General features: G+C 61.9%; 9 protein-coding genes and 5 pseudogenes. 3 read left to right on the top strand and 11 right to left on the bottom strand.

The genetic code is table 11. The features are described from left to right. Nucleotides 1–14: 14 nt before the first annotated feature. The 4 genes and pseudogenes from P3T43_RS07235 to P3T43_RS07220 form a co-directional block, all read right to left on the bottom strand. Nucleotides 15–1667 (bottom strand): FAD-dependent oxidoreductase, encoded by a 1653-nt coding sequence (locus tag P3T43_RS07235; protein WP_429280367.1) that lies wholly within the window; start codon nt 1665–1667, stop codon nt 15–17. Between the two features lie 334 nt (nt 1668–2001). After that, nucleotides 2002–2211 (bottom strand): helix-turn-helix domain-containing protein, encoded by a 210-nt coding sequence (locus P3T43_RS07230; RefSeq protein ID WP_429280508.1) that lies wholly within the window; start codon nt 2209–2211, stop codon nt 2002–2004. Between the two features lie 57 nt (nt 2212–2268). Next, nucleotides 2269–3206: pseudogene (locus P3T43_RS07225) on the bottom strand (aldehyde dehydrogenase family protein); the annotation flags it as partial. Nucleotides 3207–3222: 16 nt separating this feature from the next. Further along, nucleotides 3223–3759, bottom strand: a pseudogene (locus tag P3T43_RS07220) (FAD-dependent oxidoreductase); the annotation flags it as partial. Between P3T43_RS07220 and P3T43_RS07215 the strand changes: the two are divergent. Next, a pseudogene (locus P3T43_RS07215) lies at nt 3756–4337 on the top strand (branched-chain amino acid ABC transporter substrate-binding protein); the annotation flags it as partial. The pseudogenes P3T43_RS07220 and P3T43_RS07215 sit on opposite strands and share 4 nt — an antisense overlap. Before the next feature lie 31 nt (nt 4338–4368). Here the strand turns inward: P3T43_RS07215 and P3T43_RS07210 are convergent. From P3T43_RS07210 to P3T43_RS07180, 7 genes and pseudogenes are all read right to left on the bottom strand, one after another. Beyond that, nucleotides 4369–4614: a hypothetical protein gene (locus P3T43_RS07210; RefSeq protein ID WP_429280366.1), complete on the bottom strand. Its 246-nt coding sequence runs from the start codon at nt 4612–4614 to the stop codon at nt 4369–4371. A gap of 165 nt (nt 4615–4779) precedes the next feature. Further along, nucleotides 4780–6231, bottom strand: coding sequence for a DEAD/DEAH box helicase (locus tag P3T43_RS07205; protein ID WP_429280365.1), 1452 nt, complete (start codon nt 6229–6231; stop codon nt 4780–4782). A gap of 180 nt (nt 6232–6411) precedes the next feature. Continuing rightward, nucleotides 6412–6585: an enolase C-terminal domain-like protein gene (locus P3T43_RS07200; protein ID WP_429280364.1), complete on the bottom strand. Its 174-nt coding sequence runs from the start codon at nt 6583–6585 to the stop codon at nt 6412–6414. A gap of 55 nt (nt 6586–6640) precedes the next feature. Next, nucleotides 6641–6937, bottom strand: a pseudogene (locus P3T43_RS07195) (hypothetical protein); the annotation flags it as partial. Nucleotides 6938–6995: 58 nt separating this feature from the next. Further along, nucleotides 6996–7606, bottom strand: a pseudogene (locus P3T43_RS07190) (aldehyde dehydrogenase family protein); the annotation flags it as partial. Beyond that, nucleotides 7591–7779, bottom strand: coding sequence for an aldehyde dehydrogenase family protein (locus P3T43_RS07185; protein ID WP_429280363.1), 189 nt, complete (start codon nt 7777–7779; stop codon nt 7591–7593). The pseudogene P3T43_RS07190 and the gene P3T43_RS07185, both read right to left, overlap by 16 nt. Before the next feature lie 135 nt (nt 7780–7914). Continuing rightward, complete coding sequence (locus tag P3T43_RS07180) at nt 7915–8760, bottom strand: enoyl-CoA hydratase/isomerase family protein (protein ID WP_429280507.1); 846 nt, start codon at nt 8758–8760, stop codon at nt 7915–7917. A gap of 442 nt (nt 8761–9202) precedes the next feature. Here P3T43_RS07180 and P3T43_RS07175 point away from each other — a divergent pair, with 442 nt between their 5' ends. Both P3T43_RS07175 and P3T43_RS07170 read left to right on the top strand, forming a co-directional pair. Then, nucleotides 9203–10165: a catalase family peroxidase gene (locus P3T43_RS07175; RefSeq protein ID WP_429280362.1), complete on the top strand. Its 963-nt coding sequence runs from the start codon at nt 9203–9205 to the stop codon at nt 10163–10165. Between the two features lie 365 nt (nt 10166–10530). Next, nucleotides 10531–16032, top strand: coding sequence for a trifunctional serine/threonine-protein kinase/ATP-binding protein/sensor histidine kinase (locus P3T43_RS07170; RefSeq protein WP_429280361.1), 5502 nt, complete (start codon nt 10531–10533; stop codon nt 16030–16032). Nucleotides 16033–16044: the final 12 nt, after the last annotated feature.

Raw genomic sequence — 16044 nt, 5'->3', positions numbered from 1 at the left:
CGTTTTCGGCGGTGCTAGCTTGCGTCGTGCTGCAGATACTTGTGAGCAAACGCGATCGCCATGCTGCCTTCTCCAACCGCTGAGGCGACCCGCTTGACGGGGCTCAACCTGACATCCCCACAGGCAAACACGCCGGGAACGCTGGACTCGAGGAGATAGGGATCCCGGCTGTGGGACCACCGTCCCGCCTTGACGACGTCGTCCCCGGTGAGAACGTAGCCGCGCGCATCGCGTGCAATCTCCGGCGGCAACCAGTCAGTCTCTGCATCCGCGCCAATGAAGACGAACAAGCCGCCACAGTCGTGTCGACGCACCTCGGCGCTTGGCGCATCGCGTACGTCGATCGCTGTCAAATGGGTCTCGCCGTACGCGCCGACAACTTCCGAGCGCAATTGCACCTCGACGTTGGCCTTCCCACGAAGCTGCTCGACAAGGTAGCGCGACATGCTCTTCTGCAGCGAATCCCCACGCATCAGAAGCGTCACCCTGCGCGCATGATTGGCAAAGTACAACGCGGCCTGGCCGGCCGAGTTTCCGCCGCCGATCAGATAGACGTCGAGTCCCTGGGTGGCATTCGCTTCGCTGCGTGAGGCACCGTAATAAATGCCTTTGCCGATAAACCGGTCGAAGCCGTCGATTGCGAGGCGACGCCACGTGACGCCGGTCGCGAGAATGATCGTTCGTGCCTGGATCACGTCGCCGCCGTCGAGGTGAACGCGACGCCCGGCGACATCGATTCGGGCGACCGACCGTGTCACCAGAATCTCAGCCCCAAGCCGCCTGGCCTGCTGCAGGGCACGGCTCGCCAGTTCGTCGCCCGACACACCGTTGGGGAAGCCAAGGTAATTCTCGATACGCGAGGAGGTCCCGGCCTGCCCACCGGGTGCTTCGCGCTCCAGCACCACGGTACTCAAGCCTTCCGACGCACCGTAGACCGCCGCAGCAAGACCCGCCGGGCCGCCACCGATGATCATCGTGTCGTAGCGGGCGAGGCGAGGCTGTGTCTGCAGACCCAGCAACTCGGCAAGCGCGCGTGTGGCCGGTCGGCTCAGCACCGTGCCGTCGACCAGTTTCAACACCGGACAATCCTGTTCGGGCGGACAGGTTCCAGACCAGCGTGACGTGAGTTCGGGGGCGTCCGGTGTCATCCAGTCGTAGCTGATCTGATTGCGGGCGAGGAACTGGCGTAACGCCGCGCAAGCGGTGTCCCAGCGAGCTCCAATCATGGTCACGCGCGCCTTGGGCGATTCGGCGGACAGGCCCTGCAGCCCGCCAATGCGCTCGCGCGCAAGGGCACCCATCTTGAGCGCAATGTCCGGCGAGGCGGCAGCCAGTGTGTAGTAGCGCTGCGCGTCGACGCGCATGACACGTGACGGCTCTGCCGCCCGATAGGCGCCTGGAAACGGCGAACTCAGCGCGAGCGGCACTTCGCCAAAGATGGTGCCGGGCAGGCGCCAGCCCAACCTGCGCTCGATACCGTCGAAGGTCTTGATGACTTCCATCTTGCCGGTCAGAACCGCGTACAGCGCGCGCTCGCCACCTTCGTGAACTGCGAACTCACCCGCGCACAGATGCAGGTCTGCGCACGTGTGCGCGAGATGCTCCAGTTCGGCGTCAGAGAGTGTTGAAAACAGTGGAATTGCCCGGATGTCGTCGATTGTCAGCATGGCTTCGTCCAACAGGCAGTTGCGGGGAAGCTCGGTCCACGTGATGTGAGGCCGTCCAGTGGGCGCAATAGAAGCTGCGCAAACCGACGACGCAGCCTCTGGCGTCTGATCCGAGGCAGGCACAATTCCGTTAGCTGTCCTGCAGCAAGCGCATTCAACCAGCTCGAATGAGTAGGCGCACGCTAATCACCCCTGCGTTAGAAACAGCCGGGGAATCAAGCCAGTATATGACTTTCGGATGCGAATGTTGATTCGTGGGAGCCCGTCCCGGTTGCGATCACAGGCGGGAATTTCGCAGATAGACTCAAGCCGACGCATGTCGCTCAAAAGTGGCTCATTTCGCCGCTCCCGCATGCGCGCCTTGCAGTCTGTAGGCAATGGGAGATTCCCCAAACGATTTACGGAATTCGCGCCCCAGATGCGATGCATCGGAGAATCCGCAAGAGGACGCGATATCGGTCACGGTCCGGTCCGAACTGGTTAGCAGCCAGGCGGCGGTACGAATACGCAGTTGTCGCCCATAAGACAGCGGCGTATCGCCCACTTCAGTGTTGAACAATCGTTCGAGCTGGCGCACCGACGTCTCGAGCCGGTGGGCCAGTTGATCGTGCGCGTAGACCGATTTGTCGCGCCCGCCAAACCCTGACTGCTTGAAGCCGCCAAAGGGTGTCGACAGGTCGCCCTCGCCGAAACAGTTGACCGTGACAGTCCCGGCGCGAATTTTTGCCGCTACCTTGTGCGCGTGGTTGACATTGTCTGTCCATAACGACGCAGCCAGTCCGTAACAGGTATCGTTGGCAATCCGTACGGCTTCGTCCACGTCCTGGTAGGCGATAACGCAGAGAACCGGGCCGAATACCTCATCTCTCGCTATGCTCATGTCGGGCGTGACGTTATCGAAGATGGCCGGCTCGACGTACCAGCCACCAGTGTCAGCGAGCGTAGCTTTCCCGCCGCACACGAGTCGCGCGCCTTCGGCGCTGGCCTGTTCGATATGACCCAGAACCTTGGCATGGTGCTTTTGCTCGATCAGGGCGCCAAGTTTGACGTCCGGGTCCAAAGGATGACTTGTCTTCCAGCTTGCCAGGATGTCCTGAATTTTTTCGAGCTACGCGTCGAGAGTGCGTCGTAGCGCTTGTCGGTCACCTCGGCGTGCCAGCGGATACAGGCAGCCGATTCTGGAATGTCCAAGCCCAGACACTCCGAGACGGGCTTGCCCGCTTCGAGCGCTTCGAGCATGGCCAGTTCGTCGGTGTTTTCCTCAATCAGTTGCGCAAGGCGCAGCAGCACAGACTTCCGGTGCGCCGGTGTGGCTTTCGACCAGATGCCTGATTCGAAGGACTCCTTCGCGGCGCGCACCGCGCGATCGACATCTCTGCTTTCACAACGAGCGATCTCCGCAAGCACTTTGCCATTGGCCGGATTCAGCGTCGGGAATGTCTCCGACGAAACCGCTGTACAGCGCACGCCGTCTATGAAGGCGCGACCATCCAGCGACAGTGCGTCCGCGCGCTTTTTCCACTCTTCAAATGTCGCCATTTTTATCCTCACTCGATTAAAGTTTGGCTCCCGCCGAGAATTCCTTGACCCATATCGCAGTGGACACCGCCTGATCGGCAATCGGGCGTATGGGCAGCGGACGTGGTTTGGGTTGACCCAGAAGCTGCTGGGTCAGGTCGTTGGTCATACCCAATGCGTATTCGGCGATGACCTTTCCCGATGCCGAGCCCCGGCTGAGACCCAGGCCGTTGCAACCGATCGCCTGATACAGGCCGTCGTCTCTTTTGCCGAACAGCGCGCCGCTGTTGGCAGACAGACACAGCGCGCCACCCCACGTATATTCCAGTTCGACGTCCTTGAGCATGGGAAAGCGCCGGTCGAAGGAACGCTGATGCAGATGTCGTGCCTTGCGCAGATCCCCCGGCGAAACCTCCAGGTCCGGTCTGAACGCAAAATGATTGCGAACGCAGATACGGTCGGTCGCGAGACGCCGGACGGTGGTGCCCATCGGGTCCGCGGGTATCAGCGCCCACAAATTCGTGCCTCCGAGCGCCTTGACCTCGGCCGCGGTCATCACACGGCTCAATGAAGAAGGCGGTCGCGGCGGCCGGCGGCCACATCGTCGCGTCTGAATACACGACCGACAAGGCCGTCGAATTCAACGCACAACTGACGAATATCAAGGCGGCCAACGCCGATCTTCTGTTCTTCGTCGGGCTTGATAATCAGGCTGGACTCCTGACCGAACGGATGAAACAGCTCGGCATGAAGACGCAGTTCGTGGGAAGCGGTGGGATTGCCGACAGTACCTTCACGGGCTCTGCAGGCAGTGCGGCCGAAGGTGCAATGGCGTGGGAGTACGGACGACCCGTCGAGTCGCTTCCTCAGGGAAAAGCATTCGCGGAAAAGTTCAAGAAGCGATTTGGCGCCGACACGTTGACCTTTGCGCCGTTTGCGTATGACTGCGCCTGGGTCGCTATCAACGCGATGAAGCAGGCGAATTCGGCAAAGCCGGAAGTGTTTATGTCTGCGCTGAGAACGACCCGGTACGACGGCGTCACGGGGAGCATTACGTTCGATTCATACGGCGACCTGAAGCACCCGACCTCGACGCTTTATCAGGTAAAAGACGCGAAGTGGGTGCCCGTCACGACCATCAGCGCGGAATAACCGGAAACGGCAATCTTCGGGAGCGCGAGCGCTACCGGATGATCACCAGGCGAATCGCTATGAAACCTATCGTATATGTTTGCGCAACGAGCAACAAGCAGTCGCAGCACGGGTAGACGAACATACGCTGTGGATGGAGATGGATCAGGTCACCCACCTGTTCGGCCTGAAACGCGCGCAGACCGCGCAGCTCCTGCGGCAGGTGCGAACGACAGGCGAGATTGACGCCGTTAGCGAGCTCAGAGGAGCGGGAGGGCGCGGCCTGCTGCTCAGTCACCGCGCCGTCGTTGCACTTGGATATCACACGAACTACGGTCGCGCGACAGCCTTGCGGGCGTGGTGCGCGTCCCATCTCCCTGGCGTGTTTCACGATGCAACCAGGGTGCGTTCACGAAAGGAAGGCAAGTGACCGGCAGGTGCCCGCACAACTCATCACAACGGATCAGGGTTGACGTTTGCCGCGGCCACCAGCGGGTTTGCCGGCCGGCTTAGGTGAACCCGCAGCCGGCTTGCTGGCAGGTTTGCCACGCGGCTTTTGCGCGCTGAACGGGCTACCGCTGGAAAAATTTGTTCCTTTGCCCGCGTCTACAGCGCGCTGCGCCGCCGGTTTGGGTTTGTTTGCGCCACTTTGCGGGCGCAGCTTTTTGCTCAGCGCCTGCACCTGCACGGCGCGGGGCGCAGCTTGTGCCACCTTCGGTTTCTTGGGCTTTTTGGGTTTCTTGATGATCTCGCCCGTCGCGCTGGTTTGCGGCACGCGGTGCTCCGCCTCGAACCCCGGCTCTTCTTCACGGCGCAGTGTTTGCCGGATCAGCGCTTCAATCGCGGCCAGTTGCGGCGCTTCATCGGCACACACAAGGGACACCGCCACGCCGCTGGCGCCCGCTCGGCCGGTACGGCCAATCCGGTGCACATAGTCCTGTGCGACGATCGGCAGATCGACGTTGATCACCAGCGGCAGATCGTCGATATCCAGCCCGCGCGCAGCCACATCGGTGGCGACCAGCATCTGTACTTCCCGCGTCTTGAAGCGCTCCAGCGCACGCAGGCGCGCGGGTTGCGGTTTGTCGCCATGGATGGTGTCGACCGCATAGCCCGCTTCGTGCAGCATGGCCGCCAGGTATTCCACGCCATTGCGGGTCTTGACGAACACCAGCGCGTGTTCCCAGTTGTTCTCAGCCACAAGGTGCATGAAGAGGTCAGGCTTGTTCTTCTTATCCACCGGCACCACCCACTGCTTGATCTTGCTGGCCGTGGCGTTGGGCGGGCTGACGCTGATATTGACCGGGTCGCGCAGAATGCTCGCCGCCATCGCGCGGATATCTTCGGTAAACGTGGCGGAGAACAGCAGGGTCTGGCGCTGAGTGGGCAACGCGGCAAAGACGGCGTTGAGTTCGCGCGCAAAGCCCAGATCCAGCATGCGATCGGCTTCATCCAGCACGAGCGTCTGTATCTGATCAAACTGCACGGCGTTCTGGCGATGGAGATCTAGCAAGCGACCGGGCGTGGCAACGAGCACATCCACGCCTTTGCGCAACTTCATCATCTGCGGGTTGATGCTCACGCCGCCGTAGGCGACAAGAAAGCGTAAGTCGAGGCCTTTACCGTATTCGATAAAGCTTTGCAGCACTTGTTCAGCCAGCTCACGCGTGGGCACCAGCACCAGAACACGCGCCCGGTTGCTCGACACCGCCGGGCCGTGTTGCACCAGCCGTTGCAACAGCGGCAGTGCAAAACCGGCTGTCTTGCCGGTGCCGGTCTGCGCCTCGGCCATGACATCCTTGCCGGTGAGCACAGCGGGAATCGCCTTGGCCTGCACCGGCGTAGGTGTCTGGTAATTGAGGTCCTGCACATTACGCAGCAAGGGATCGATCAGGCCAAGCGTGGCGAAAGACATGGGCGTGTTCCGGGCTAAAACCGCAATTCTAGCGGTTAGCGCCGGATTGCAGCGCGCAGATCGATGCTCGGACGGATCGATGCTGGTCGCCGCTGAAAAGCGTAGTGATGCCGGACGCCACGCCGGCAAGCGATACGACGAAGCCCTGCGGCTCAGAGCAGGGCCGCCACACGCACCCACTTAATCGACGCGAAAGCGCCGCACATTCTCCTCGGACCACGCCAACCCGAGACCGGGTCTATTTGGCGGCGCAATGTAGCCATCCGAGACGACCAACGGTTCCTGCAGGATATTGTCGGCCCAACTGACGTATCCAAGCCAATGCGCGGTTGGCGTTGCCGCGAGCAGATGCACGTAATTTCTGAAAACAGACCAATGCCATCCGCGCGACGCCCGCGACGCCGAGCAATGTATATTGCTTCGCCAGAAAATCCATCAGTTTCATTGGCGTCACGGCCATTCCGTCAATCAGCCCTGCCGCTTCCTGCACGATGTCTGCGATGGCCTTTGCGCCGCTCTCCCGATAGCAGAACAGATAGGAGTGGCCCACAACCCCTTCCCGGGTTTCCAGATCCACCAACAGCAGCGGTGCGGAATTCACGGTGGTGGCGCTGGTTCCTGGCGGAAAGCGCTTGGGAACCTTGACGAAACGTGTGCGTATTGCCGAGATATGCAAAGCCGGATGGACTCCGGTTGGGGATAGCATGTAATTCTCCAGAAGGTGGCGACAGCAAAGCCAGAGTCAGGCCAGACTCAGACCAAACTCAGACCAGTTCGCCGACGACCGATTTCGACTCGAGAAAATCGACGATGCCGAACCTGCCGCACTCGCGGCCGTTGTCCGATTGCTTATAACCGCCAAAAGGCGCGTCGAAGTCGACTGTCAGTCCCGCGACGTTGATGTATATGCCGCCCGCGCGCAGTAATGGCGCGATCGTCTTTGCCTTGGCGGGGTCGCCGGCGATATAGGCGGCCAAACCGTAAGGGGTATCGTTGGCAATGCGGATCGCGTCCGCCTCGTCCTCAAAGGGGATCACGACCAGTACCGGGCCAAAGATTTCTTCGCGGGCGATGACCATGTCGTTAGAGACGCCGCCGAACACAGTTGGGCGTACGAAATATCCCTTGGACATTCCCGCCGGCAGACCGAGCCCGCCTGCGACGCGGTCGGTGCGTGGCAACTCTGGCCAGAATTGATCAAGATCGCACTCGCGACGGCGCGCAGCGGCGCGTCGAGCGGAGTGCCTTCGAGGATGATGTCCGGACACTTGCCGCCCAGCTCCTGATGAACCCGCTTGACCGTGTCCGCTGCGTTCTTGGCGACGAGGATTCCGGCACGCGTTGATCCAGTAAAGGAGATCATGTCGATGCCCGGATCTTCTCAAAGGCGGTGCGGGCGGCCTTCACAGCCACTTCGACTTCGCTGGTGGTGCCGAGTACCACCTCGCTCACGGGCTCTTCGGTGGCCGGATTGATCACACTGTGATTGCGCCCGCTTGTACCCTTGATCCACGAGCCGTCGATATAGTGATTGAGATAACCGTTCATGCAAAACCTCTCCATGCGGTGGCTCCCTCGGAAGGGAGCCACCTGCGGATTGACGTCGATCTTCCCTTGTCACATCTGGGCACATGCCGACCGGTCAACCGCCCGGATGACGGCCGGCGTGCGTGTCTGCTTTTGCTAGTCAGGCTGATTGGCCTGGCCGGTGTACTTGGGCAGATTGATTTCCACGTCGGGATTCTTCTGCAGCCCCAATTCCATCAGTTTCGTGACCGCGCGCTGCGCTGCGGGGCGTTGAACCGAAGTGATGAACGAAGCCCACTCCGCGGCGACTTCCTCGTTGGCAGGCAGGGTGGACGCATTGACCATGTGCTTGATATCACCAAGGGTCTCTTTGTCGAAGCTTGCAATCCGGCGCGCCAGCGTGTCGACGAACTCGTCCAGTTCGGCATCGGGCAGGGCGCGATTGACATAGCCGTAACGTTCGGCGATGTCACCGGGAAAGTCGTTGCCACTCAGCATCACTTCCAGGGCACGCCCCCGGCCGATCAGACGCGGCAGGCGTACCATCGGCCCGCCTCCCGGTGTAAAGCCGCCGCCAATTTCGAATTGCGACAGCACGGCTTTTTCGCGGCTGGCAAAGCGCATGTCGCACGCGAGTGCAAGTTCACTGCCAACCCCACTGGCTCGCCCACGGATCGCCGCGATCGTCACCACGGACGAGCGGGTCAGGCGGACGAAAATATCGGGCAGCGGCGGCAAGCCCGTCGCCGCGCCGGGCGCCATGCCGGTGGTGGTCTCGAGCGGCGGAATAAAGTCGAAATGAGTCTGGAAAAATCCCGGTACCGCACTGTCGAATACGACGACCTTCACGTTCGGATCGTTTTCTATTTCGGTGACGACGCTGTTGAGCATCGGAATCGATTGCGGGCCGAAGATGTTGAACGGCGGGTGGTCAATGGTGACGCGCCAGTAACCTGAATTGATGCGTGTGATGTTGAATTCTTGCTTCTCGTCTGACTTCATCGTACGTTCTCCGAATGACAAATTCCCGTAATGAATTACGCCCTCGTAATTGCCAACTGCACGGAAAGAATTTTCAGTCGCAGTTTTGAACGGGCCCCAGAACAGAAATGTAGGATTATCGGCAAGCCGAGCCAACCCCCGGTCAGGGATAAACAGCCTTGCCCGCGCAGAAAGGATCGACACGCGACTCGATGCTCAGCAGGCAAGCGGAGTTGAAAAAGAGGTGTCGACGGCCGCATTCCCCTTGAACGCTTGCGCGTGGCGCAATGCTTAGGCCTGCGGCGCTTGAGAACCAAACAGCGGCGCACGGCGCGCAGGATCGTTTCCTTCGACTCAAGTGTGTTTGTCCGCAGCGGCTGTTCGAATTCGACGTGAAAGCCCTTAGATTGAAGCGAGTTGTCGATCGGCAACAGCCCCCTCTCTATGGAATCGGAGGTTTCAAATGGGTGATTTACCGGCGGAAAGCCTGTCGACCTCGGCTACGGCCGGCGGCGATGACGACGCGTCGCTTGTCACGGAGATCGTGGACACCTTCTACAAGATCTACGGTGCCCATCCGGGCTACCGGGTCAACCACGCCAAAGGCGTGGTGGTGAAAGGCAGCTTCGTGGCGACGCCCGCAGCGGCGGCATTGAGCCGCGCGCCGCTCTTTGACGGCAGCCGCATTCCCATCACCGTGCGTTTTTCCAACGACGGCGGCATTCCGACTATTCCGGACGGCGCTCCCGCCAACCCCAAAGGCATGGCCATCAAGTTCCATCTGCCGGACGGATCCGAGGCCGTCATGGTGATACTGGCGGTGAAGTTCTTCCCGGTGTCGACGCCAGAAAGCTTCCGCGATTTGCTGGTTGCCATTAGCGAAAGTCCAGAGGATGCACCCAAGCCGAACAAACTGGACCAGTTCGCCGCCAGCCATCCGACGGTCCCTGCGGCTTTCGCCAGCGCCGGTACGCCGGACAGTTTTGCGCACGAGGTGTACCGCGGCCTCAATGCGTTCATCTTCGTCGACAAGGCGGGGAACAGGCAGGCGGTGCGCTACGTCATGACGCCGGAAGAGGTCGTGTATCTGACGGGTGACGAGGCCGCCGGAAAACATCCCGACTATCTGATAGACGACCTGCCGCAGCGCGTCGCGAAGACGCCAGTGGAGTTCCATCTGAAGGCCCAACTGGCTGCCCCTGGCGACCAGACCAACGATCCAAGCCAGCCTTGGCCCGACGATCGTCCGCTGGTGGACCTCGGCGTGCTGACGCTCGACACACCCGTTCCCGACACCTTGCAGGTGCAGAAGAATTTGTTGTTCCTGCCAATTAATCTGCCTGATGGAATCGAGCTTTCAGATGACAGGTTTCCCGTGGTCAGGTCCAAGGTGTATGGGGAAGCATTCGCGCGGCGCACCGGATGATCGCGTGCCTCCTGGCAGTCCTTAGGTCGGACCACAAAACGTGACGGCTGTCTCGCCGCAGTTGCCACACGTCGCAGAGGCGCCACGTTGGGTCGTAATCCTCATCTTTTCATCAGACCTCATGCGGGTTTCCTCTTCATCTCCAAGCTAACGGTGACGCCGGACTCCATCCCGGCGACCGAGGTGTATGCTAGGCCATGCCCGCGGCTGTAGCGTTGGCAAGCGCAACGTTGGCGTGCTGTAAGGCGCTTTAACGAGCACAGGGTGCCCGCATCGTGCGGACGAAATTCGCGTCCAGCCCATGGCGCGCACCCGCCTGATGAAAGCGTACGGCGGATGATCGTCTACCTGGGGTTCCGGCGCTGATGGATAGCAGACTCGAGATACTGTGGGACGATGGCGAGCGCATCCTCAGTCGAGGGTCGCGCGCGGAGGAGGGTGACCACGTCCTGCTCGTGCGGCCCGCCGCCGAGCATCCACTGCCCGCGAGTCTTGACCGGCTCGCTCACGAGTTTGCGCTGAAGGACGAACTCGTCGGTGGGTGGGCGGTGCAGCCGCTCGAACTGATCCACGAAGGCGGCCGCACCACGCTGGTTCTCGAGGACCCCGGCGGCGAACCCCTCGCGTGTCTGCTCGGGGCGCCCATCGAGATCGAGGATTTTTTGCGGCTCGCCGTCGGCGTCGCCGCGGTGCTGGGTCATCTGCATCAGCGCGGTCTGGTCCACAAGGATCTCAAGCCCTCGCATATCCTCGTGAACTGCTCCGACGGCCAGGCACGGCTCACCGGATTCGGCCTCGCTTCGCGGCTGCCGCGCGAGCATCAGGCGCCCGAGCCACCCGAGGCCATCGCCGGCACGCTCGCCTACATGGCGCCCGAGCAGACTGGCCGGATGAATCGCTCGATCGATTCGCGCAGCGACCTCTACGCGTTCGGCGTCACGCTCTACCAGATGCTGACCGGCACGTTGCCGTTCACAGCCACCGTCCCGATGGAATGGGCGCACTGCCATATCGCGAGAAAGCCGGTGCCCCCGAACACGCGGGTGGAGAGCGTGCCTGCTGCGATCTCCGATATCGTCATGAAGCTGCTCGCCAAGACGGCCGAAGAGCGCTACCAGACGGCGGCCGGCGTCGAGCACGATCTGGTGCATTGCCTCGTCGACTGGTGGTGCCAGCGCAGCGTTGACCCATTCCCACTGGGCGAACACGACACGCCCGACCGACTCCTCATTCCCGAGAAGTTGTATGGTCGCGAGCGTGAGGTCGACACACTGGCCGCCACATTCGGTCGGATCGTGGAAAGCGGTGTGCCGGAACTGGTGCTGGTCGCAGGCTACGCCGGCATCGGTAAATCCTCGGTCGTCAATGAAGTGCAGAAGTTGCTGGTGACGCAGCGCGGGCTCTTCGCATCCGGCAAGTTTGACCAGTACAAGCGCGATATCCCCTATGCGACGTTGGTGCAGGCCTTTCAAAGCCTCGTGCGGCCACTGCTCGGCAAGCGCGACACGGAACTGGCCAGCTGGCGCGACGCCTTGCTGGAGGCGCTCGACAGCAACGCAGGGCTGATGACCGATCTCATCCCCGAACTGAAGCTCATCATCGGCGAGCCGGCGCCGGCGCCGGAACTCGAGCCGCAACTGGCGCAACGCCGGTTCTTGCAGGTATTCCGACGCTTCATCGGCGTATTTGCCCGCGCGGAACATCCGCTGGCGCTCTTTCTGGACGATCTGCAGTGGCTCGACGCTGCGACGCTCGACCTGCTCGAAGATCTGCTGTGCCGCGCGGACCTGCAGTATCTGATGCTGGTCGGCGCCTATCGCGACAACGAGGTCGACGCCACGCATCCGCTGACAGGCAAGCTCCAGGCCATTAAAAGCGCGGGCGTCACGATCAACGAGATCACCCTCGCGCCGCTCGCCGGGACGCATGTCGCGCAGTTGATCGCGGAAGCGCTTCACTGCGAGCCGCTACGCACCGAGCCGTTGGCTCAACTGGTGCATGACAAGACCGCCGGCAATCCGTTCTTCGTGATCCAGTTTTTGCACGCGCTCGTCGAAGAAGGACTCATACCCTTCGATCATGACGCGGGACAGTGGTGCTGGGATATCCATCGGATCCACGCCAAGGGTTACACCGACAACGTCGTGGATCTGATGATCGGCAAGCTGAGCCGCTTGCCGGAAGAGACGCAGCAGGCGTTGCAGCAGCTTGCGTGTCTTGGCAACGTCGCTGCACTCACGACATTGTCGACGGTCCTTGGCATTCCGCAGGCACAGGCCCACGCGGTGTTGTGGGAGGCGGTTCGCCACGAACTGGTCGAACGTCTGGATGGCTCTTATAGGTTTGCTCACGACCGGGTTCATGAAGCCGCCTATTCGCTGATCCCGCTCGCCTCGCGCAGCGCGGCCCATCTGCGCATTGGGCGGCTGCTCGCCGAAGAGACGCCCCCGGAAAAGCGCGAGGAGGCAATATTCGAAATCGTCGGTCAGTTGAACCGCGGCGCGGCCTTGATCGCGTCAGGAGATGAGCGCGAGCAACTGGCCGCGTTCAACCTACTTGCCGGTCAGCGTGCCAGGGCGTCGTCGGCGCATGCCTCCGCGTTGACCTATCTCGTCGCCGGTGCCGAACTATTGGACGACGCTTGCTGGGAACGCCAGCATGAGCTGAGCTTCGCGCTGGAACTGAATCGGGCCGCCTGCGAATTTTTGACTGGCCGACTCGCGGTCGCCGACGCGCGCCTCGTGTCCCTGTCGAAGTGCGCCATGACAACGGTCGAGCAGGCCAGCGTCGCGTGCCTGCACACGGATGTCTGCACGACCCTCGATCACAGCGATCGCGCGGTCGCGGTGTGTCTCGACTATCTGCGGCATGTCGGGATTGAATGGTCACCCCATCCGCACGACGAGGCGGTGCGAAGCGAATACGAACGGATTGGCTCGCAACTGGCGGGCAGGAGCATCGAAACGCTGATCAATTTGCCGCCCATGGAGGACGAGGCGTCACTTGCAACCGCCGAGGTGCTGAGCAAGCTCTTTGCGCCAGCCCTGCAGACGGATGGAAACCTGGTTTCGCTGATGAGTTGCAAGGCGGTCAATCTGAGTCTCGAACGCGGCAACTGCGATGCATCGTGTTTCGCCTACGTCCTGCTCAGCCGGGTCGCCGGACCGCGTTTCGGCGACTACCCGCCAGGATTTCGCTTCGGGCAGCTCGGTTACGATCTCGTGGAACGACGCAGGGGCAACCGCTTCGAGGCAAAGACGCTGGTGTGCTTCTCGATCTTCGTCGTGCGCTGGTCGAAACACGTACGGACCTGCCGCGATCTGCTGCGCCGCGCGTTTGCAGCAGCGAATCGGCTTGGCGACATACCGTACGGGGCTTATGCGCGTAATAGCCTCAACTCTGACCTGCTGTTCGCCGGTGAGGCGCTGCCCGAGGTACAAGCCGAAGCCGAATACGGCCTCGCCTACGTCGAAAAAGTGGGGTTCGGTCTGGTCATTGACTTCATCGTCACGCAACTCGCTTTCATCCGGATGCTGCGAGGCCTGACGCCGATCTTCGGCTGCTTCGATGACGGGCAATTTAGCGAGCAGCGCATCGAATCCCATTTGTCTGGTAATGGGGCCCTGGCGGTGCCGATGTGCTGCTACTGGATCCGCAAATTGCAGGCGCGCTATCTGGCTGGCGACTATGCCGCCGCCGTGGACGCCGCAGCGAAGGCACGTCAACTGCTCTGGACCTCATCTTCGTTCTACGAGGAAGCCGAATACCATTTTTTTGGCGCATTGACCCTGGCCGCATGCTACGCCTCCATGCCAGCCGGCGAGCGCGCGCAGCACCTCGCCGCCGTGACTGTGCATCACCGGCAACTGCAGATCTGGGCAGGCAACTGCCCGGAGAATTTCGCGGACCGCACCGCGTTGGTCGGCGCCGAGATCGCCCGTATGGAAGGCCGTGCCGTCGATGCCGAGCTGCTTTACGAGCAGGCGATCCGCGCGGCACAGGAAAACGGCTTTGTGCATAACGAGGCGCTTGCCAACGAACTCGCATCGCGCTTTTACGCGGCGCGCGGCCTCGAGAAAATTGCCCGTGTCTATCTGAAGGATGCCCGCTACGGCTACCTGCGTTGGCGCGCCGACGGCAAGGTGCGCCAACTCGAGGAGCGCTATCCGTACCTGAGGACGGAGGAGCCCGCGCCTCTGCCCACCGCCACGATCGCCACACCGGTTGAACACCTCGACCTCGCGACCGTGCTCAAGGTGTCGCAGGCCGCTTCAGGCGAGATCGTGCTGGACAAGCTGGTCGATATGGTCATGCTCACCGCCATCGAACAGGCCGGCGCTGAACGCGGCCTGCTGATTCTGTCGGACGATGCCGAGCCGCGGATCGCAGCGGAAGCGACAACCGGCGCCGACACGACCCGGTTGCAGTTGCGCGATGTGCCGGTGAGCGCGGCGATGCTGCCGGAGTCGATTCTCTACCACGTCATGCGTACCCGCGAGAGCGTCATTCTCGACGATGCCGCAGCCGACTCCGCGTTTGCCGCCGATCCGTACATCAGTCAGCAGCGGGCCCGCTCGATCCTGTGCCTGCCGCTGATGAATCACGCAAAGCTCACCGGCGCGCTCTACCTCGAAAACAGTCTGACTGCCCGCGTGTTCAGTCCGACCCGAATCGCCGTGCTGAAGCTGGTGGCGTCGCAGGCGGCGATCTCGCTGGAGAATGCGCGGCTCTACCGCGATCTTGCGGAACGCGAAGCGAAGGTGCGGCGTCTGGTGGACGCCAATATCATCGGCATTCTGGTCTGGAATGCCACAGGCGTCATTCTCGAGGCCAATGACGCCTTTCTTCGCATGGTGGGTTACGAGCGCAAGGATCTTGTCTCAGGTGGTGTACGGTGGACCGATCTGACGCCACCGGAATGGCGTCACGTCAGCGAACAGGCTTTGGCGATGACGTTGCAGACGGGACAGGCTCAAGCCTACGAAAAGGAGTACTTCAGAAAGGATGGCAGCCGCGTGCCCGTCATCATGGGCCTCGCGACTGCCGAAGCCAGCCGTAAGGAAGGTGTCGCGTTCGTGCTCGATCTGAGCGAGCGCAAGCGGGCCGAGAAGCAAGCCCGTCAGAGTGAATTGCGCTACCGCGAAGTGCAGGCGGAACTGGCGCACGCCAACCGCGTCTCGACAATGGGCCAGCTCGCCGCCTCGATCGCTCATGAGATCAACCAGCCGATCACCGCCACGGTCGCGAACGCGCATGCGGCGTTGCGCTGGCTGAACGCCCGACCTCCGGAGATGACGGAGGTGCGGCAGATACTCGACCGGATCGTCTACGACGGCAATCGGGCCGGCAACGTGATCGGCCGGATTCGCGAGCTCATCAGGAAGGCGCCACGCCAGAAGGAACCGGTGGACATGGGCGCGGCGATCCGCGAGGTGCTCGTGCTCACGCAAGGCGAAGCGATGAAGAGCGGCGCCTCGGTGCAGACGCACCTGGCGGAAGGATTGCCGTTCATCGAAGGAGACCGGGTCGAAATGCAACAGGTTCTCCTCAATCTCGTCATCAACGCGCTCGAGGCGATGAGCAGCGTGAGCGATGGCGTACGGGAACTGCTCATCAGTACCGGGACCACCGACTCCGGTCACGTGCTCGTCAGCGTGCGCGATTCGGGGCCGGGCTTTGCGCCGCAGACCGTCGAGCAGGTTTTCACGCCGTTCTACACCACCAAGCCCACGGGTCTGGGGATGGGGCTGTCGATCTGCCATTCGATCATCGACGCGCACGGCGGCCGGCTATGGGCGAGTGCGAACCTGCCGCGCGGCGCGGTCGTTCAATTCACCGTGCCCGCGCATCTGACCGTTTCGATGTGATGCGGCGCCCGC

Origin of the sequence: Paraburkholderia sp. GAS41 (genome assembly GCF_050436545.1) — a bacterium.
Lineage (GTDB): Bacteria > Pseudomonadota > Gammaproteobacteria > Burkholderiales > Burkholderiaceae > Paraburkholderia.
Note: the sequence above shows the minus strand (reverse complement) of the source record. Positions and strands in the feature narration are given on the sequence as shown.